Below are 17,278 nucleotides of genomic sequence, written 5' to 3'. Positions count from 1 at the left end.
TTTTCTTTTATTCCGCGCCAATATCCGGCAACGGTTCTGCTTGATACCAGTTATCTAATACTTGCTCTAATTCAGGTAACCCCAGCTTATTTAGAGAACTAAATACATGCACAGTCACATCACCCATAAAAGCTAAAGAAGCTTCTCGAACCTGCATCAAGGCTTTTTTTCTTGCGCCTGAGGCTAATTTATCTGCCTTAGTTAATAACACTAAAACAGGTAAGTCACTGGCAACAGCCCATGAGATTAAATCTTGATCAAGATCTTTCATCGGGTGGCGAATATCCATTAATACCACTAAGCCTTTTAAGCTTTGTCGTTTTTGTAAATATTCAGCCAAAGATTTTTGCCATTTTTGTTTTACCGCTAATGGCACTTTAGCAAAACCATAACCTGGCAAATCTATTAATCTACGTTCAGCATCTAAGCTAAAAGTATTGATTAGTTGGGTTCTACCTGGTGTTTTACTGGTTCTGGCTAAACTATTTTGTCGCGTTAAAGTATTTAACGCACTAGACTTACCTGCATTTGAACGCCCCGCAAAGGCAACTTCAATACCTTGGTCAGCAGGTAACGCCTTGATATCAGGTGCGCTAGTTAAGAAAGTTGCGCTTTGATAATGTATATTTGACTTGTACACGGCCTACTCCGGCTATTTATTTATAGCTATTGTAACGGATCTACTAGATCGGCAGAAGCTTTTGCATGCTATATGCCATTTTACTTTCTGTTAAATCGTGTAAAATAGACTGCAATATTAAGGTTATTACTCCTCAATGCCAGTATGCTGGCACTTTTACTGCGGACAGAGACGGATAAAACATGAAAAAACTTCTATTTCCATTGACGCTAGTGTTTGGTCTTATCGGCACAGCGCACGCTTTCGACGGCAATGCTGAAGCAGGCAAAGCAAAATCAACAACTTGTGTTGCTTGTCATGGTACAGATGGCAATAGCCAGGTTGATATGTATCCAAAAATAGCAGGCCAACATGCCTCCTATTTATATAAGCAACTTAAAGAATTTAAATTAGGCATGGAAACCGGCGGTAAGCAAGGTCGTGATAATGCCATTATGTTTGGTATGGTTGCAGGCCTTTCAGACCAAGATATGAAAGATCTAGCGGCCTATTACTCTTCACAAAAAATGAAGCCAGGCAGCACGCCTGAAAATGTTATTTCAGCTGGCGAAAAACTGTACCGAGGCGGCGACGCTGAACGTGGTATCGCAGCTTGCATTGCCTGTCATGGTCCAAGAGGAAATGGCAGCGGTTTAGCTAACTTTCCAAAGATTGCATTTCAAAATGCAACTTACTTAAAAACAACCCTAACAGAGTTTCGCGACGGCAAACGTGCTAATGATCCAAATGGTATGATGCGAGATATAGCTAAAAAATTAACCGACGCAGATATTGAGTTACTTTCTCAATATTTAGGTGGTTTGCACTAAGAAAATTACACTTGTTAAAAAAACCGGTTCATTTAACCGGTTTTTTTGTAGGTTCACCGCAGTAAAATGTAAGAGATATCTTACAAATTATGTAAGACATTACCAAATATCAGCGCTACAACGAGATAGATCAAACCAATAAAATCATTTAACCCATTGTTTAATATAAATAAAAAATATATTTTATTTATATATTGAACTTTTTTTGTACTAATCACTTGCCATATTTATTAAAGTGCGTAAATTAATAGCGGTTACATTTAGTGACAAATAATAACAAGGATTTGGCGCAGGGAAGGGACAGTACGTGTTTTAAAGAGCCGTACCTTCAGTTTAACACATCGGGACGATGTGCCGCGTGCTTCACGCGCAAGGATGAATAATAAAGTATTAGGAAGATCATCAATAATAAAAACTTTTTCATGGAAGATAATAATAAAAACACGGAACTAGAGCTGACAAGGTGATTACCGAGTGTCAGGATGACGACAGCGAAAATATCGTGTCTATAGACACAAAAAAATCCAGGGGCGATAGGTAAACTTATCGCCTTTTTTCTTTTAATAAAACTAGTCAAGCCTGTTGCCACCATGCCAAACCAACACTGCCCACTGTGTCAGTCAAACACCCGTTTCTTTTGCCAAGATAAATTACGCGCCTATTGGCAATGCCAAAACTGTACCTTAGTTTTTGCTGATCGGAATGCGCTGTTATCAGCACAAGATGAGCTTAAACAATATCAATTACATAATAATGATTTAAACGACTTAGGCTATCGCCAGTTTTTACAACGCTTAGCCCAGCCTTTACAGCAACATTTAGCCACACCCGCGTTGTCAGGTTTAGATTATGGCTGTGGACCAGGGCCCTTATTAGCTAAAATGTTACAACAACAAGGCCACACTATGGCCATTTGGGATCCCTTCTTTGCTGCTGATGATAAAGTGCTAAGCCAGCAATATGACTTTATTACTTGCAGTGAAGCTATTGAACATTTTATTCAACCGGCTATCGAATGGCAAAAATGGCAAGACTTGCTTAAACCAAAGGGAGTGCTTGCCATTATGACTAAACGTTATACCTGCCTGGAAGCGTTCCAAAATTGGCATTATAAAACTGACCCTACCCACGTTAGCTTTTTCTCAGAGCAAACTTTTCGCTTTTTAGCAGATCGCGACGGCTATAAATTGCATTTTCCCACAAATGATGTTGTGATCATGCAACGCACAAAGGATTAGTCTTTATAACTAAAATTGGTTAAAATGTGCGCCCTTTTTTGTAGGTATTCAACATGACGCGTCAGAAAAAAACTCGCTCAGCCGTTTCCAATGGTTTACGTCACTTAGCTGCTGAAGATGCACGTAAAACACGCCAGCCTAAAGAGCAAACGAAAAAAAAGGGAGCTGGCTTAAAGTCTGGCAACCGAAATAGCCTTGTTAGCAGCAAAGCTGATAGCTCAAATCAAGCAAATAAAGATAAACGCTTAGGTAGCAAGACGCCGATTCCTTTGCATCCAGTAGCAGAAGCCGAAACTAAAGAGCAATTACAACCTCGCGCAAGTTTAACCAAAGCTAAGCCGATTCCATTAGCGCCTGAGGTAGAACTTGCCGAAATTGAAAATGATAGCTATTTACAGCAGCTATTAGAAAAAGTTGAGCAAGATGAAATTTTAACCGGTAAAGATGCCAAGTATTTTAATGCTAAGACTAAACGCTTAGCGGAATTACTAACAGAGCTAGGTTTAGATCAAGAAGAAGATGAGCCTGAAGATGCGTTAAGTACTTTTGCACAAAAAGACTGGCGTAAAGATTTATTAGGTGATGACGACTAATGCTTAGCACAACAGCCATAATATTAATTACTTTAGGCGCCATTATAGTTGCAGCCTTAGCTTTTTATGCCGGCAAACTAATATGGCAGTTACAGCAACAGAAGCAAAAAATTGCCCAGCAACAAGAGCACAAAACCACTGAGCGTAAAAAGTATTTAACTGACAGCATAGTGCTTATTTGTAAAGCGATGCTAGAAGGCCAGTGCGAGCTATCTGAGGGCGCCTTAAGGTTATGGGTATTATTAGATCACCTTGTTCCTGAGCGAACGCCTGATCCAAATACCAGCTATCCTGGTTTATATCAGATGTATCTCGTAGTAAAAGATATGCCAACCCATGAAGCGAGAAATAAACAAGATAAAGCACTAACTAAGCAACAAGATAGTGTTCGTCTAAAAGCAGAGCAAGATCTAAAGTCGACAATTTTACAAGATACTGCCGCTTTACTTAATCGCTTTCAGCCAGAATAGTCTGGCTGAAAGACTAATACTCCTGATTCACTGGCGAACGATTTCGCCAGCCTTCATCACAAAACTAACTTTGCCCATTTGCTGTATATCTTGCAAAGGATCGCCAGGAACAGCAATTATATCGGCAATTTTACCGACCGTTATACTACCAAGCTGCTGCTCAACGCCAAGTAAACGAGCACCTTCTATTGTGGCGCTTTGAATTGCCTCTAAAGCAGGCATACCGGCTTCAGTCATATAAATAAATTCACGCCAATTATTGCCATGCTCAAATACACCAGCGTCAGTACCAAAAGCAATTTTTACCCCTGCCTTATAAGCATTAGCAAAAGTATTTTGTATTAAGCCACCGATTGTCGCAGCTTTAGGCCGCACAATCTCAGGGAAAAAACCATCAATATGTGATTTTTCTTCAGCCCATTTACCGGCAATAATTGTCGGTACAAAATAGGTGCCATGCTTACGCATTAATGCCATGGTTTCTTGGTCCATATAAGTACCATGCTCTATAGACGCAACACCGGCCTTAATTGCTCGCACCATGCCATCCTTACCGTGGGCATGTACAGCAACCTTAAAGCCATAGTCTTTTGCGGTACTTACAATAGCCTCAAGTTCTTCATCGGTGAATTGGGCATTAGTGCCACTTTTAGCAACACTTAACACACCACCTGTTGCGGTAATTTTTATTAGGTCTGAGCCTTCTTTATAGCGTTGTCGCACTGCTTTACGTGCATCATCAACGCCATTAATAACGCCTTCTTTAGGGCCAGGATCTTGCATCAATCTAAAGGCAATGCCATTTGTCGGATCAGCATGGCCGCCGGTAGTCGCAATCGTTTTGCCCGCTGCATAGATACGAGGCCCTTTAACATAGCCTTTAGCAATGGCTTTTTTTAAAGCCACACTAATCTGATGGTTATCACCTAATTCTCGAACCGTTGTAAACCCCGCCATTAAGGTTTTTTCGGCATAGGTTGCCGCTCTTAAGGCTAAGTCTGCTTCGTTCATGGTAAAACTTTCTGAATAAACCGTAGGGCTAAACTGAGTATAAAAGTGGGTATGCATATCCATTAAACCCGGCATAACAGTATGAGCACGTAAGTCGATCACTTGGTCTGCTTCTGTTGGTTCTTTATAGCCCGACTCAATCGCTATAATTTTATCCTGCTCTACTACCACAGTCTGCTTGCTCTGTACTTTGTTATTTTCGGCCGTAATCAATTTTCCGGCATAAATTAAGGTTGCCGCAGATGCGTATTGACTAACACCTAATGACAGCACTAATAATGCTAAAGTTGTTTTTTTCATACTGTATACTCATTAAATCAGTTAGATTACTTAGTAATAACAGCTTAGACTAATTCAACAATATTATTGCGATAGGTAAACTTTTATTACCGACTAGCAGCAGCTTAAGGTGCTTTTAGGTTAAGCTGTTTATGTTTAGCTTAGTTGTTTGTGCTTAGTTGTTTGTGCTTAGTTGCTTGGTCTTATCACTAATTTATAGTAGATTGAAAAATAAAAAAATTTGATTTAATTAAGCATAAACATAACGAGCCAGAGCTTAACTCTCAGCTTTATGTCTTCAGCGAATTATGAGACTTTCAGAATAACGGCGAATACACGCTGCAGCTAGGTACAACAGATGTCTTTAGCTTTATTAGTTTTCACCTTAATTATTATTTTAGCCACTGTGCTACCGCTGTGGAAAAACGCTCACTGGACCATTCGCGGCCTAGATTTTCCTCGACTGCAACTGGCCGTCTTAGCCAGTGCTATATTATTAAGTCAGCTTTATTTCTTTAACTTTACAGCTTGGCAGCACTGGTTGTTAGCCTCTGGTGTATTGCTCTGTTTACTGTGGCAACTATGGTGGATCCTGCCTTACACCCCCTTATGGCCTTATGAAGTATTATCAAGTGAAAATACTAATCCAGAGCGCCAGCTCACTATTATTACAGCTAATGTGTTAACAACAAATCGCAATGCCGCTAGCCTTATTCAGTTAGTTAGGCAGCATAAACCCGATGTTCTCGTTACCTTAGAGTCAGATTTATGGTGGCAACAGCAGCTAGATTGCTTAGAGAAAGATATGCCTTTCACTATAAAGTGCCCGCTAGATAACCTTTATGGTATGCATGTTTACTCTCGCTTAGCCTTAACTGATAGCGAGATCGCCTATTTAGTAGAAGATAATGTACCTTCAATGCATGCACTACTGACCTTAAAGTGTGGTAACAAAATACGAATGCACTTTTTGCACCCAGCACCACCTAGCCCAACTGAAAATGAACAATCTATTGAGCGTGATGCCGAGCTAATTATCGTGGCGCGCAGCATTGCAGATACACAGCAAGCCACAATTATAACCGGAGATTTAAACGACGTAGCATGGTCTCGCACTACCCGCTTATTCCGCAAGTTAAGTGGCCTACTAGACCCTCGTGTAGGTCGAGGAATGTTTAATACCTTCCATGCGAGTTATCCTTTTTTGCGCTGGCCATTGGATCATTTATTTCATAGCCAGCACTTTACGCTCAACCAAATACAGCGACTACCATCTATAGGCTCAGATCATTTTGCATTAATGACCACCTTGTCTTATACACCAAGTCACGGCGCTGAGCAGAATGGCTTAACCCCAGATAAGGAAGACAAAGATTTAGCGACAGAGATCACTCAACAACAAGGCGTAAATAAAAAGTCAGTACCTGAACCAGGAAAATAAGCCCAATTAAAAGGTGTTACCATGCAAAAACTACTACAGATAGACTTTCCATTTACTGGCCCTTTCGGTGACGAGATGACACAAGCGTTAAATGAACTAGCATTATCTATTACCGAAGAGCCTGGTTTTATTTGGAAAATATGGACAGAAAGTAAAAGCGGCCAAGAAGCTGGCGGTATTTACTTATTCGCAGACAAACAAAGTGCACAAGCTTATCTAGACAAACATACAGCACGATTAAAACAACTTGGTGTAACGGAAGTTAGAGCCCGCATTTATGATGTAAACTCTGATTTATCTAAAATAACTAAAGCGCCAATTTAACCGAAGAAAAAAGACTTTATTGGATTAGAAAGCACTGTGCCGGTTAACAACTATAACGAACATCCAAAAGCCCTGCTTACTAAATTAATCAATAGCTGTTATAGCAAAGGTGTAGGGGTAACCGGCACTTTTCAGTTGATAGTGCATTTGGCCATTACAATAAACGGCGCTAACTTGCTCGGCTAGTTGGTAGTAAACATTTCTATTCAGTTTAGCGCTTAATCCCCGCCACATTTGCACATAAGGAAGCCAATCTTGCTCAGCAGCTAACCCTAACCAGATAGGGTGTTCAGGGCTAACAAGAAGCTTATCGCCTATGTTGGTCGTTAAAGCTAACACTGGCAAATTATCACTCGTTAGCCATTGCCAATCTGTAATAATAAAAGGAGCGTCGGCTACGCTAATCCGCATTTTTTCTACAGGAGTTTGTAAAAAGTATTCACCATCTTGACACAATAGAACTGAAGCAAAGAGTTTGACCATAGCAGGGCGCTGGATCAAGCTATCATTATAAAACCATTGGCCTTGACCATCGATATACAGCGGAATATCACCACAAAAGCTTGGCTGCCATTGTTCTACAGGGGCTAAATTAGGTTGTTGCAATTGCTGCTGCAAAGCCGTTAAATCCATCACAAATCAGTCTTCTTGATTATAATAATGCAGCTAAGCTTAGCAGATCTAGGCAGGAACAGAAAAATGGGGTGACTGATGGGGATCGAACCCACGACAACCGGAATCACAATCCGGGGCTCTACCAACTGAGCTACAGTCACCGCAGATGGCCGCTATCTTAGCTAATTTTAGCGTTAACACCAAGCTTTTTTACCACTTAATAAGCCAATTGATTAAGATACCCAGTAATAATTGCTGTTTTTTTAACTGGTATGCTAAAATCCCGTTGATTTTATTATATTAGTTCGCTTATGGAGAACGCTATGGAAGAAATTACTAAGTTTTTTCAAGAAAATAATGAAGTAATGTTTGGCTATTTAGTCCAATTTATTGCGGCTATTATTATCTTTTATGTTGGTCGCATTGTAGCGAAAGTTGTAAAACGTCTATTAGAACGTACCTTATTGGCACGCTCTGTCGATAAAGCTGTGGTTTCTTTTATCGCTAGTATTGTTTATGCCGTTATTTTAATTGCAATAGTGCTAATGGCATTGTCACAAATTGGTGTTGAAACTACCTCGTTTATTGCCATTTTAGGTGCTGCTGGCTTAGCCATTGGTTTAGCGTTACAAGGTTCACTAGCAAACTTTGCCTCTGGTATTTTAATCATTTTATTCCGTCCATTTAAATCGGGCGATTACATTGACGCTGGCGGTGTTTCAGGTACGGTTGATAAAATTGAAATCTTCCAAACCTTAATGACAACTCCAGATAATAAACGCGTTATAGTACCTAATGCTAAAATTACTGGCGGCGCTATTACTAACTACTCATCAGAGCCTACACGCCGTGTTGATTTATTAATTGGTATTGCTTACGACGCTGATTTACGTCAAGCGAAGAAAATTCTTGAAGACATTCTAAGCGCTGATGATCGTATTTTACCGACACCTAAGCCTGTTATTGCTGTTGCAGCCTTAGCTGACTCATCAGTTAATATCCATGTTCGCCCTTGGGTCAATGCCGCTGATTATTGGGGTGTTTACTGGGATACCTTAGAAAAAATTAAACTCACTTTTGATGACAATGGCATTGGCATTCCTTTCCCACAAATGGATGTTCACATCAAAAAAGACTCTCAGGAGAAGTAATGAGAAAATTGTCTTTATTAGCAGCGGCTTTTGCCGTTGCTAGCGTAAACGTTTATGCTGAAGATACTGATAAAGTATGGACAACCTCAGCAGAGCTTGGCGCAATCACTACCACAGGTAACACTGTTGGTACCTCGATAACAGGTAAAATTGATGCTAAGCAAGAGCTAGAAAACTGGAGTAACCAGTATATTTTCAGTGCTTTTTTTAAAGAAGACGAAAAAACTGATGAAAACGGTGAAAAAGTAACTGAACGCTCAGCAGAACGTTACTTAATTTCAGCAAAGGCAGCTTATAAACTTGATGACGAGTTTGAAAAGCTGTTTATGTTTGGCTCTTATACTGACGACAAATTTGGTTCTTATACTAAGTATACTACTTTAGCTATCGGTTACGGCACCCGCTTATATAACAGTGAAGATATGCATTTAGACGCAGAAATTGGTCCGGGTTACTTTACTGGTGAGCGCTCTACTGGCGAAACTGAGAACGGCTTAATTGTTCGCGGTGCCGCAAGTTTTAAGTGGACCTTAAGTGAGTCGGCAACGTTTGCGCAAACCCTAAGCGTTGAATACGGTGAAGACAATACACGTACTATTGCTGAAACATCGCTTACAGCAAAAATAAACGGCTCATTACAAATGAAAGCTGCGTTTTTAGTCCAGAATGACTCAGCTGTGCCGGTTAATAAAAAATCGACCGATACGCAAACGACCTTAACCTTAGTTTATTCGTTCTAGTCGTTTGCTAATAAAACAAAAAGGCCGCCTGCGGCCTTTTTTATTCTTTGCTTCACCACTATTGCTCAATACTAATCTTACTAAAGCCTAACCCTTGCTGTTTTTCTACTTTAATCTGCACCGGAATACGCTGCTTTAACGCTTCAACATGGCTAATAATACCCACCATTTTACCGCTGGCATTTAGGTTATCTAAGGCCGTTAAGGCGCTATCTAAGGTATCGGCATCTAAGGTACCAAAACCTTCATCTAAAAACAGTGAATCAATGCGGGTATTGCTACTGACTAAATCAGACAAACCTAACGCCAAGGCTAAGCTGACTAAAAAGCTCTCGCCGCCCGACAAGGTTTTGGTATCCCTTGCGCTATCAGCTTGCCAAGTATCTAGCACAACTAGCTCTAACTCAGCGGTTTCATGTGCCGCTAATTGATAACGGTTATGCAATAGCCCCAGCTGCCTATTCGCTAATAATATAAGCTGGGCTAAGGTTAAGCTTTGAGCAAAACGGCGATAACGTGCGCCATCGGCCGAGCCTATTAAGCTATTTAAACGCTGCCATAATTCATATTGTTGCTGACCCGCTTTAATATCAGCTATTAATTGCTGCTGTTGCTCGCGGCGCTTTTTCTCAGCATTTAGTTGCTGCGCTATTTCACCACGCTGCTGGTTTAAAGCTTCCAACTTTTGCTCGGCTTGCTGCACTAGTCTTGATATTGAGTTTAACTCTAAATCGGTTAAATTTGCCTGTTTTAACTGGTGTAATTGCTGCTGTCTATCTAACAATAAACGCTGGCTACTAATGCTGGCTTGGTTTAAGTCTTTTTCTAGCTGCGCTAGTTGTTGCACTTGATCATCGCTTAATAATGCGGCTTTAAAGGCCGCTTCATCAGAAAAAACACTTTGTGCTAAGGCTGTTTGCCATTGCTGTTGTTGTTGCTGCAACTGAGCCTCTGTTTGTTTTAAGCTTTGCTGCAATGCTTGATGCTGGCCTTGTAATACATGGCCGTGCTGCTGCGCTTGCTGCAGTGTAGACTCAATACTACTTAAAGGCTCAGCTAACACCTCTTTTGCCACAGCTGAGCCTGGCGCAGCTAACTCTAACTGTTGCCACTGCTGCTGCCAATTATCTGCTTGCGGCTGTAACCGCGCTAACTCTTGCTCAGCTTGCTGAATTTGATTGGCTAACAACTGCAACTGATATTGAGCATCACTACACTGTTGTTGTTGCTTGGTTAAAGCCGTTTTATTGTCTTGCCATTGCTGTTGTAATTGCTCTAATTGCGCTAGCTGCTGTTGGCATTGCTGCTGCTGTTGCTCTTGCTCGCTAATTGCTGCAGCAATATGCTCTGTCGTTAAGTCTGTTGTCGCTTTTTCTGCTAGCTCTGCGATTAATGCAGGTACTAATGCTGTTGTTAATGTTAAACGTCCAAGCTCAGCCTTAACGGTTTGCATTTCGCTATCTAACTGCTGAAGATCTTGGCTTAATTGCTGATCTTGTTTTTCTAATTGTCCTATTGCTGCTTTTAACGCAGCATGTTCGGCATTGGTTTGCTCGCCTTGCTTTTGTAAGGCAGCTTGTTCATTTTCCACTTGGGCTAGTTGCTGCTCGGTTGCTGAACTATCTAACTGCTGATAGTCAGCAATGGCAGGGTGCTCAGTGGCGCCACAAAGCGGGCAAGGCTGCCCCTGCTTTAACTGCGCTCGATGATCAGACAACTGCAAAATTAACTGCTGCTGTTGTAGCAGTAAACGCTTATCTTTAACTTGTTGCGCCAATTCACTATAGCGCTGCCGTAACTGCGTTAAATTTTGAGCTAACTGCTGCCTTTTTTGCTCTTCATTTTTAAGCTGCTGCTGTAATTGTTGCTGCTGTTGTTGATATTTTTGCTGCAAAGTTAATTGCTGCTGCAGCTTTTGTAGCAGCTGTAACTGAGCTTGCTGCTGATGATAACTCGCCTGTAACTGCGACCTTGAACCTTGTTGCTGTAATTGTTCTAGTTGGCTATGTAGCTGCTGCTCTAGCGCGGTTTGCTGCTGTAAAGCTGGCAGCCAGACAGCTAATTGTTGCTTAAGCTTAGTCTGCTGTTGCTGGCGCTGCTGTTGTTGCTGTTGAGCTTGCACAAGTTGCTGCTGCACTCTTTGCCAGCCTTGCCACAAATAAGTGGCTTGCTGCTGCTTAGCGCTGACCACTTCTTTGCTTAACCGTTGCAATCCTTGCTGCTGTTGTTGCAACTGCTGCTGACTATGCTGCAAAGCCTGATATACCGGTGCGAGTTTATGCGCGGGTTGATAAGCTGCTAACTTGGCTAATTGCGGTTGCTGTAATGCTAAGTTAATTTCGGCTTGTTTTGCTTCTTGCTCTGCCTGTTGTAACGCTGTTGTTGCCTGTGCTACCTGTTGTCGCCATTGCTGTTGCTGACGTAATTGCTTTAGCTCTGTTTGCTGGTCATGAATATCAGCACTAATTTGTTGCAACTGACTATTAAGCTCAGCCTGTTGCTCTGGCGTTAATAGCTCTACCGCTGACAATTTAGCTTGTAATAACTCTTGCTGTTGTTTTTTCTCACGACAATCGGCAAACACTTGGGCTGAAATACGGGCATAAATATCGGTACCGGTTAGCTCTTCTAATAACTCAGCGCGCTCGTTGGCTTCGGCATTTAAAAACGCCGCGAAGCCACCTTGGGCTAACAACATAGATTTAGTAAAGCGACCAAAGTCTAAGCCGGTAATTTCTGCTATTAAGCGTTGTTTATCATTAATTTTTTCTGCCAATATAGTGCCATCTAAGCGCGCCAGCTCTACTTTAGCAGCTTGTAAGTTACCATCACTTTTCCCCCTAGCGCGACGTTGACTCCAAAAAGCGCGATAGCCAATATTCGCCACTTCAAATTCAACTTCAGCTAAGCATTCGCTGGTGTGACGGGTCATAACTTCATTACTAGTAGGTGACGTTTTTAAGCGCGGCGTTTGATGATACAAGGCTAGGCAGATTGCATCTAAAATGGTGGTTTTACCGGCACCGGTTGGGCCAACAATGGCAAATAGATTAGCTTGATTAAAAGGCGCTAAGCGAAAATCGATACACCACTCGCCTCGTAATGAATTTAAATTTTGTAATCTTACCGAGAGAATTTTCATGCTTCCCCCTGCTCAACCGCAGCTAAGACTTGCTGGTGTAATTGAGTTAATTGCTGCTTTTGCTCATCGGTTAGTTGCTCTTGAGCTAGCCTAGCTTGCCAAACATCTGCTGGTGTCAGCTCGGCTAAACTTTGCTGGCCTTGCTGGGCTAAGCCTGCAGTAGCAAGGGCACGTTGACGTCGCAAGCGTAAGAGTTCAACCGGTAAATCTGCACACAGCGCTTCAACTCGTTGCTGTAAATCAGTTAAATAAGCATCGGTTTCGGTTATCACAATTTCCAGCCAAAGCCGCTGATCGGCAGCTAAATCGGCTAAGGCTGAAGTTAGCTTGCTTTCTAACGAGACTAAATCGGTTTTAATGCTAAGTAACGGCTGAAAACAGGGAATAGGCACTGAGGTTACTTGCTTTTCTTTACCATTAAACTCTAGCAACCATAACTGTTTTTGCTGCTTAGCCTCATCAAAACTAAGTGGTATAGGTGAGCCGCTATAACGAATATCGGTTGCACCTTTAACTTGTTGTGCCTGGTGGATATGGCCTAAAGCAATATAATCAGCCTTAGGGAATTGATCGGCGGCAAAAGCCTCTAACGTGCCGATATAAATATCGCGTACCGACTCGGTTAAGCTAACGCCTAAAGTGGTTAAGTGGCCTGTCATCACTATTGGCAGCGCTAGCTTATGTTCAAGATTATATTGCTCGGCTTGGCTAAACAGCTGTTGATAATGCCCGGCTATGGCTTGTTGTAAGCTTAGTTGTTTATCGCGCTCGGTTTGACCAGCTTGGCTTTGTAATACATCTCTGGCCCGAATAAACGGAATGGCTGCCACTAATGCTGCTGGCTGCTGTTGCTGATTATTTAGCAGACAAAGTTGCTGGGCAATATCATCGGTAACGCTTGGGATCACTTGCACATTTAAGCAAGCTAATAAGTCTTTGCTTTCTGCTAATACCGCCACAGAGTCATGATTACCGGCTAATAAAATTAACTGGCAGCCGGTTGGCTGTAGCTGGACAATAAACTGGTTATATAGCTCACGGGCATAGCTAGGTGGGGTAGCCGTATCAAAAATATCACCAGCAACAATAATGGCATCAATGTTTAGCGCGACAACTTGCTGTACTAACCAAGTTAAAAAGGCTTGATGCTCAACCGCACGGCTTTTACCAATAAAATGCTGGCCTAAGTGCCAATCAGACGTATGCAAAATTCGCATTAAAATTTATCTCTTAATAAGCCTAGCGCTAGCATAACGGATAGCTTGTCATAGGGCTAGATTACTTAACTAATGCGGAATTTTAGTAAAAAAAAACCAGTCAAATGACTGGCTTTTATAGTCTACAATTAAGTATTACTTATTAACTCTTAATTTATTAACTACGTCTTTTACATCTTTGGTGTTTTTAGCAATAGCCATTGCTAAGTCTTTCTCTGCTGATGAGTCAACTTCACCTTTTAAGGTAACAGTGCCATTTTTGGTATCAACATTAATTGAGGTACCACTGACTTCAGACTCAAATAATAACCGTGTTTTAACGACAGTAGTAATTTTGGCATCTTTTAAAGCATTACCGTCTTTATCGTGGTCACGCTTTTTATCTGAGTGCTCTACCATTAGCTTATTATCAACGCTTTCAACGCCATCAAGGTTTTCAATAAGCTCTTCGGCTAAGGCCTTATCAACCTCGCTTTCTACTTTACCTGTTAGGGTAACTACACCATTTTTTACATCAGTATCGATAGAGAATGAGTTTAAATTTCCGTTTAATAATAATGTCGTTTCAGCTTTACCATCAATCCACGCATCTTTTGACGCGTCTTTCCAATCGTTAGCAGCTACGTTGGCTGAAGTTGCAGCTAAAGCAAATGTCATCATTACGGCTAAAGTTGTACGTTTCATTATGTCACTCCTATTTTGTGAGACGTTATTAACTATGCCAGTTCGATGCCAACTTTTAACCTATTGTTTTAACTGCAGTTAACCTTTATTGTTCATTTTATGTTAATTTTTATATTTACATTATTACTGACTAATCGGTAAAAATTTCACTGTTCTGTGTAAGCTGTTTATTCACTTACCTTAGCTAAGCTGCTTGCTGGCAACATAACATAGAGTGATGCTGGCATAATTTGAATATCTAAGCTTTCAGCTTGGAATAGCTCGCCATCAATAACGTAATTAATGTCTTTATCAGCTGTAACTTGTACCCGTTTAGCTAAACAATGCTGCACACTATTATCTAGTTTAATCTGGGTAATACCCATAAAAGCTAATTCAGCTAAACTGGTAATAGAGCTTTGATTATCTGCCGTATTTTTTATCCAAGTAACATCTAATTGGCCATCGTTAATATTGGGCATCCCTTTTCCCTGTGCCAACACTGTTGTAGCAGGCGCGGCATTAGCCACAATTAAACTGCAGGTTTCAATACGCTGCACCGGCTGGTTATCAAACTGCACCTCTAACTGCTGAACATCACTTAACTGTACTGCTCGCCATAAACCGTCTAAATAGGCTAACTGGCCTAGCTGATTTTTACGCTCTCGATCCGCTGAGGCTATCATTTGTTGAGCAAAGCCAATTCCAGCTAATAACAAGACTAAACGTTGATTACATAAAGCGGTATCAATAGCTTGGCTTTGACCTTCAATAATATTGATGCAGGCTGATCGAACAGGCATTAATTTAGCACTAATGCCCCACAAAGCATGGCTTAACGCATTGGTTGTACCAAGAGGAATTATGCCTAAGCGAATATCAGTATTAACCAGCTCGGCGGCTACCTCACTCACCGTGCCATCCCCACCGCAGGCTATTATTAAATTTGCTCCCTGATCTTTTGCCTGTTTAGCTAGCTGTTGTGCCGAAACTTCGGGGCTTGTTGTCTGCACAGTTAGCGTCATATAAGGTGACAACAGTTCAATAATTTGCTGCTCTTCTTGTTGCCACTTACCACCACCAGAAACCGGATTAGCAATTAAACAGGCTTTAACATGACTATTGCCTTGCTGGTGTGTGGCAAAGTTTTTTAATGCTTTAAGCTGACGTCTATTCAACCTAGCCGTTATCCGAACCGCTTTAATTAAAGCTAATGCTTGCTCAGCTGAGCGACTAGTCTGCTGGCTAAGTAAATAAGCGGCTAACACCAAAACAGAACGACCGCGACCTAAAGCACAATGCACTAGAATCTTTTTTTGCGCCGCCTGTTGAGCATGCATCCAGCGCACAGCCTGGCTAAGCTGATCATCACTTGGAATGGCATGATCCAAAATAGGGATATTTAAATACTGAATATTTTCGTCACTTGTTGCCCAATCTAATGCGGCAAACTCAGCGGTTACATCTAATACGGCATTAATTCCTTCAGCATTTAACTGAGGAATATCATCTTCAGTTAACCGAGCCCCCAAATAAACTTTATTGGTAATTCGTTGTATTGGTGGCACCTTGTCATAATGCCTAGCTAAAAAGTTATAAACGCGCGCGAACAAAAAGAAAGGAATAAATAACCAACGACTGTACCAAGGCAAGCTGCCATTACTGCGTTTGCGAAATATAGAGGCGCTATTTAACCAATAAGCACTGCTTACTATGAATAACGATAAACTTATCCAGCCGAATAACAGCTGTAGCATCCAGTGCGGGGAAATAAAGGCGATAATAAAAAATATCAGGGCGGCGAGAATATAATAAAGTGCAAATATCATACTAAATTAGTCCAAATAAAAAAGGCAGCAAAAACCTGCTGCCTTTTAGCTTAGTTTAAAATGTATATTAGCAATCAGTATCTTTAGCTTTCGCTTCTTCTTTCACGTCTTCACAAACGTCTTCAACTTTATTACCTACATCGGTAACAACTTCATCTATTTTTTCACCTGCTGTTTCTGCGTCATTGTCACTACAAGCGGCAACGGTAAAAGCTAAAGAGGCAACCAATAAACTGCGTGATAAAAGCGTTGATAAATTCATACTTATACTCCTATATTATTTTTATAATGGTGGTTTACGGCCACGTAGTGCACCGAAAACTAATGAAATAACCAATAAAACGATAAAAACAAAAAAGATTATTTTAGCAATACCGGCTGCTGCGCCAGCAATACCACCAAAACCTAATACAGCTGCAATAATCGCTATTACAAGAAAAGTTAATGCCCAACCTAACATAACAAGCTCCTTAGTGCAGTCTAAACTGCGCTGATGATGTGTTAGTTAAACTTAAGCTAACTTTATGCCAACAATAATAAATACATCAAACCATTAAAAATCAGTAAGTTATAATCAGCCATTTGAGTGTATGCTTCGTATCTTTATAATTATCAAAGAAAAGTTTACAAGGTGATCGGTAACAGTTTCATAGTATCTTCATATCATTTTACAGCTAAACACATATTATTAATTACCGTAACACTATGGGATAGAGTTTTAACCAAAGTGACTAAAACAAAGCTTATTACCATCAACATCTTTTACATAAGCGCCATAAAATACATCTGGAATACGTTGGCCTGGTGCGCCATCGCAAGTTGCCCCTAATTCAATCGCTTTTTTATATAAGGCGTCTACCGCTTCTTTACTGCCAGGAGAAAAAGACACCATGTTACCGTTTCCAGGCTGAGCGGGTTCTTGGTTAAAAGGCACACACACGGCCAACATAGGCTGTTTCATGTCTTTACCAATAAAACAGATCCGGCCCATATCCACTAAAACTTTAGCGCCTAGATCGTAAAATAACTGGCTGTAAAACGTTTTTGCTTTGGTTAAATCACTAACACCTAAAGTTACATAACTAATCATCTTTACTTTCCTTAATTTGTGAATAA

Annotated in this window: 18 protein-coding genes and 1 tRNA gene; 8 read left to right on the top strand and 11 right to left on the bottom strand. The window is 40.9% G+C overall.

Going from position 1 to position 17,278, the window contains the following annotated elements; genetic code table 11:
* Positions 1-7: 7 nt before the first annotated feature.
* Positions 8-640: a ribosome biogenesis GTP-binding protein YihA/YsxC gene (gene yihA, locus ACRCA4_RS10725; RefSeq protein WP_433188100.1), complete on the bottom strand. Its 633-nt coding sequence runs from the start codon at positions 638-640 to the stop codon at positions 8-10.
* A 182-nt stretch (positions 641-822) separates the two neighbouring features.
* Between yihA and ACRCA4_RS10720 the strand changes: the two genes are divergently transcribed.
* From ACRCA4_RS10720 to ACRCA4_RS10705, 4 genes are all read left to right on the top strand, one after another.
* Positions 823-1,449: a c-type cytochrome gene (locus tag ACRCA4_RS10720; RefSeq protein ID WP_433188097.1), complete on the top strand. Its 627-nt coding sequence runs from the start codon at positions 823-825 to the stop codon at positions 1,447-1,449.
* Between the two features lie 590 nt (positions 1,450-2,039).
* Positions 2,040-2,687, top strand: a complete 648-nt coding sequence (locus ACRCA4_RS10715; RefSeq protein WP_433188094.1) for a class I SAM-dependent methyltransferase — start codon at positions 2,040-2,042, stop codon at positions 2,685-2,687.
* A 53-nt stretch (positions 2,688-2,740) separates the two neighbouring features.
* Positions 2,741-3,280: a Der GTPase-activating protein YihI gene (yihI, locus tag ACRCA4_RS10710; RefSeq protein ID WP_433188091.1), complete on the top strand. Its 540-nt coding sequence runs from the start codon at positions 2,741-2,743 to the stop codon at positions 3,278-3,280.
* Positions 3,280-3,750 (top strand): DUF2489 domain-containing protein, encoded by a 471-nt coding sequence (locus ACRCA4_RS10705; RefSeq protein ID WP_433188088.1) that lies wholly within the window; start codon positions 3,280-3,282, stop codon positions 3,748-3,750. The genes yihI and ACRCA4_RS10705 overlap by 1 nt, the downstream gene beginning before the upstream one ends.
* Before the next feature lie 27 nt (positions 3,751-3,777).
* Here ACRCA4_RS10705 and ACRCA4_RS10700 read toward each other — a convergent pair whose 3' ends face one another.
* Complete coding sequence (locus tag ACRCA4_RS10700; RefSeq protein WP_433188085.1) at positions 3,778-5,061, bottom strand: amidohydrolase family protein; 1,284 nt, start codon at positions 5,059-5,061, stop codon at positions 3,778-3,780.
* A gap of 337 nt (positions 5,062-5,398) precedes the next feature.
* Between ACRCA4_RS10700 and ACRCA4_RS10695 the strand changes: the two genes are divergently transcribed.
* Together ACRCA4_RS10695 and ACRCA4_RS10690 are read left to right on the top strand one after the other, a co-directional pair.
* Positions 5,399-6,481, top strand: a complete 1,083-nt coding sequence (locus ACRCA4_RS10695) for an endonuclease/exonuclease/phosphatase family protein (RefSeq protein ID WP_433188082.1) — start codon at positions 5,399-5,401, stop codon at positions 6,479-6,481.
* A 21-nt stretch (positions 6,482-6,502) separates the two neighbouring features.
* A complete protein-coding gene (locus ACRCA4_RS10690) occupies positions 6,503-6,805 on the top strand; it encodes a monooxygenase (protein ID WP_433188079.1) in 303 nt (100 codons plus the stop codon).
* A gap of 84 nt (positions 6,806-6,889) precedes the next feature.
* Here the strand turns inward: ACRCA4_RS10690 and ACRCA4_RS10685 are convergent, their stop codons facing one another.
* On the bottom strand, positions 6,890-7,438 hold the full coding sequence (locus tag ACRCA4_RS10685; RefSeq protein WP_433188152.1) for a DUF1285 domain-containing protein: 549 nt from the start codon (positions 7,436-7,438) through the stop codon (positions 6,890-6,892).
* A gap of 67 nt (positions 7,439-7,505) precedes the next feature.
* Positions 7,506-7,581, bottom strand: a tRNA-His gene (locus tag ACRCA4_RS10680).
* A gap of 162 nt (positions 7,582-7,743) precedes the next feature.
* On the opposite strand from ACRCA4_RS10680, the gene ACRCA4_RS10675 reads away from it, so the two are divergent.
* Together ACRCA4_RS10675 and ACRCA4_RS10670 are read left to right on the top strand one after the other, a co-directional pair.
* Positions 7,744-8,571 carry a mechanosensitive ion channel domain-containing protein gene (locus ACRCA4_RS10675; RefSeq protein WP_433188076.1) on the top strand — a complete coding sequence of 276 codons (828 nt, stop codon included), beginning with the start codon at positions 7,744-7,746 and terminating at the stop codon, positions 8,569-8,571.
* On the top strand, positions 8,571-9,311 hold the full coding sequence (locus tag ACRCA4_RS10670; protein ID WP_433188073.1) for a DUF481 domain-containing protein: 741 nt from the start codon (positions 8,571-8,573) through the stop codon (positions 9,309-9,311). The genes ACRCA4_RS10675 and ACRCA4_RS10670 overlap by 1 nt, the downstream gene beginning before the upstream one ends.
* Before the next feature lie 58 nt (positions 9,312-9,369).
* Here ACRCA4_RS10670 and sbcC read toward each other — a convergent pair whose 3' ends face one another.
* From sbcC to ACRCA4_RS10635, 7 genes are all read right to left on the bottom strand, one after another.
* Positions 9,370-12,453 (bottom strand): exonuclease subunit SbcC, encoded by a 3,084-nt coding sequence (sbcC, locus tag ACRCA4_RS10665; RefSeq protein WP_433188070.1) that lies wholly within the window; start codon positions 12,451-12,453, stop codon positions 9,370-9,372.
* Positions 12,450-13,670 (bottom strand): exonuclease subunit SbcD, encoded by a 1,221-nt coding sequence (gene sbcD / locus ACRCA4_RS10660; protein WP_433188067.1) that lies wholly within the window; start codon positions 13,668-13,670, stop codon positions 12,450-12,452. The genes sbcC and sbcD overlap by 4 nt, the downstream gene beginning before the upstream one ends.
* 135 nt (positions 13,671-13,805) lie before the next feature.
* Entirely contained in the window at positions 13,806-14,354 is a 549-nt protein-coding gene (locus ACRCA4_RS10655) for a BON domain-containing protein (RefSeq protein WP_433188064.1), read from the bottom strand.
* A 167-nt stretch (positions 14,355-14,521) separates the two neighbouring features.
* Entirely contained in the window at positions 14,522-16,162 is a 1,641-nt protein-coding gene (locus tag ACRCA4_RS10650) for a diacylglycerol kinase family protein (protein WP_433188061.1), read from the bottom strand.
* 67 nt (positions 16,163-16,229) lie between these two features.
* Positions 16,230-16,424 (bottom strand): hypothetical protein, encoded by a 195-nt coding sequence (locus ACRCA4_RS10645; protein ID WP_433188058.1) that lies wholly within the window; start codon positions 16,422-16,424, stop codon positions 16,230-16,232.
* A 21-nt stretch (positions 16,425-16,445) separates the two neighbouring features.
* Positions 16,446-16,622: a DUF1328 domain-containing protein gene (locus ACRCA4_RS10640; RefSeq protein WP_313907684.1), complete on the bottom strand. Its 177-nt coding sequence runs from the start codon at positions 16,620-16,622 to the stop codon at positions 16,446-16,448.
* Between the two features lie 258 nt (positions 16,623-16,880).
* The gene (locus tag ACRCA4_RS10635; protein ID WP_433188055.1) at positions 16,881-17,252 is read right to left on the bottom strand and encodes a VOC family protein; all 372 of its coding nucleotides are present in this window, start codon (positions 17,250-17,252) and stop codon (positions 16,881-16,883) included.
* Between the last annotated feature and the right edge of the window lie 26 nt (positions 17,253-17,278).

It is taken from the genome of Rheinheimera sp. WS51 (genome assembly GCF_050936095.1).
Taxonomy (GTDB): Bacteria; Pseudomonadota; Gammaproteobacteria; order Enterobacterales; family Alteromonadaceae; genus Alishewanella.
Note: the sequence above shows the minus strand (reverse complement) of the source record. Positions and strands in the feature narration are given on the sequence as shown.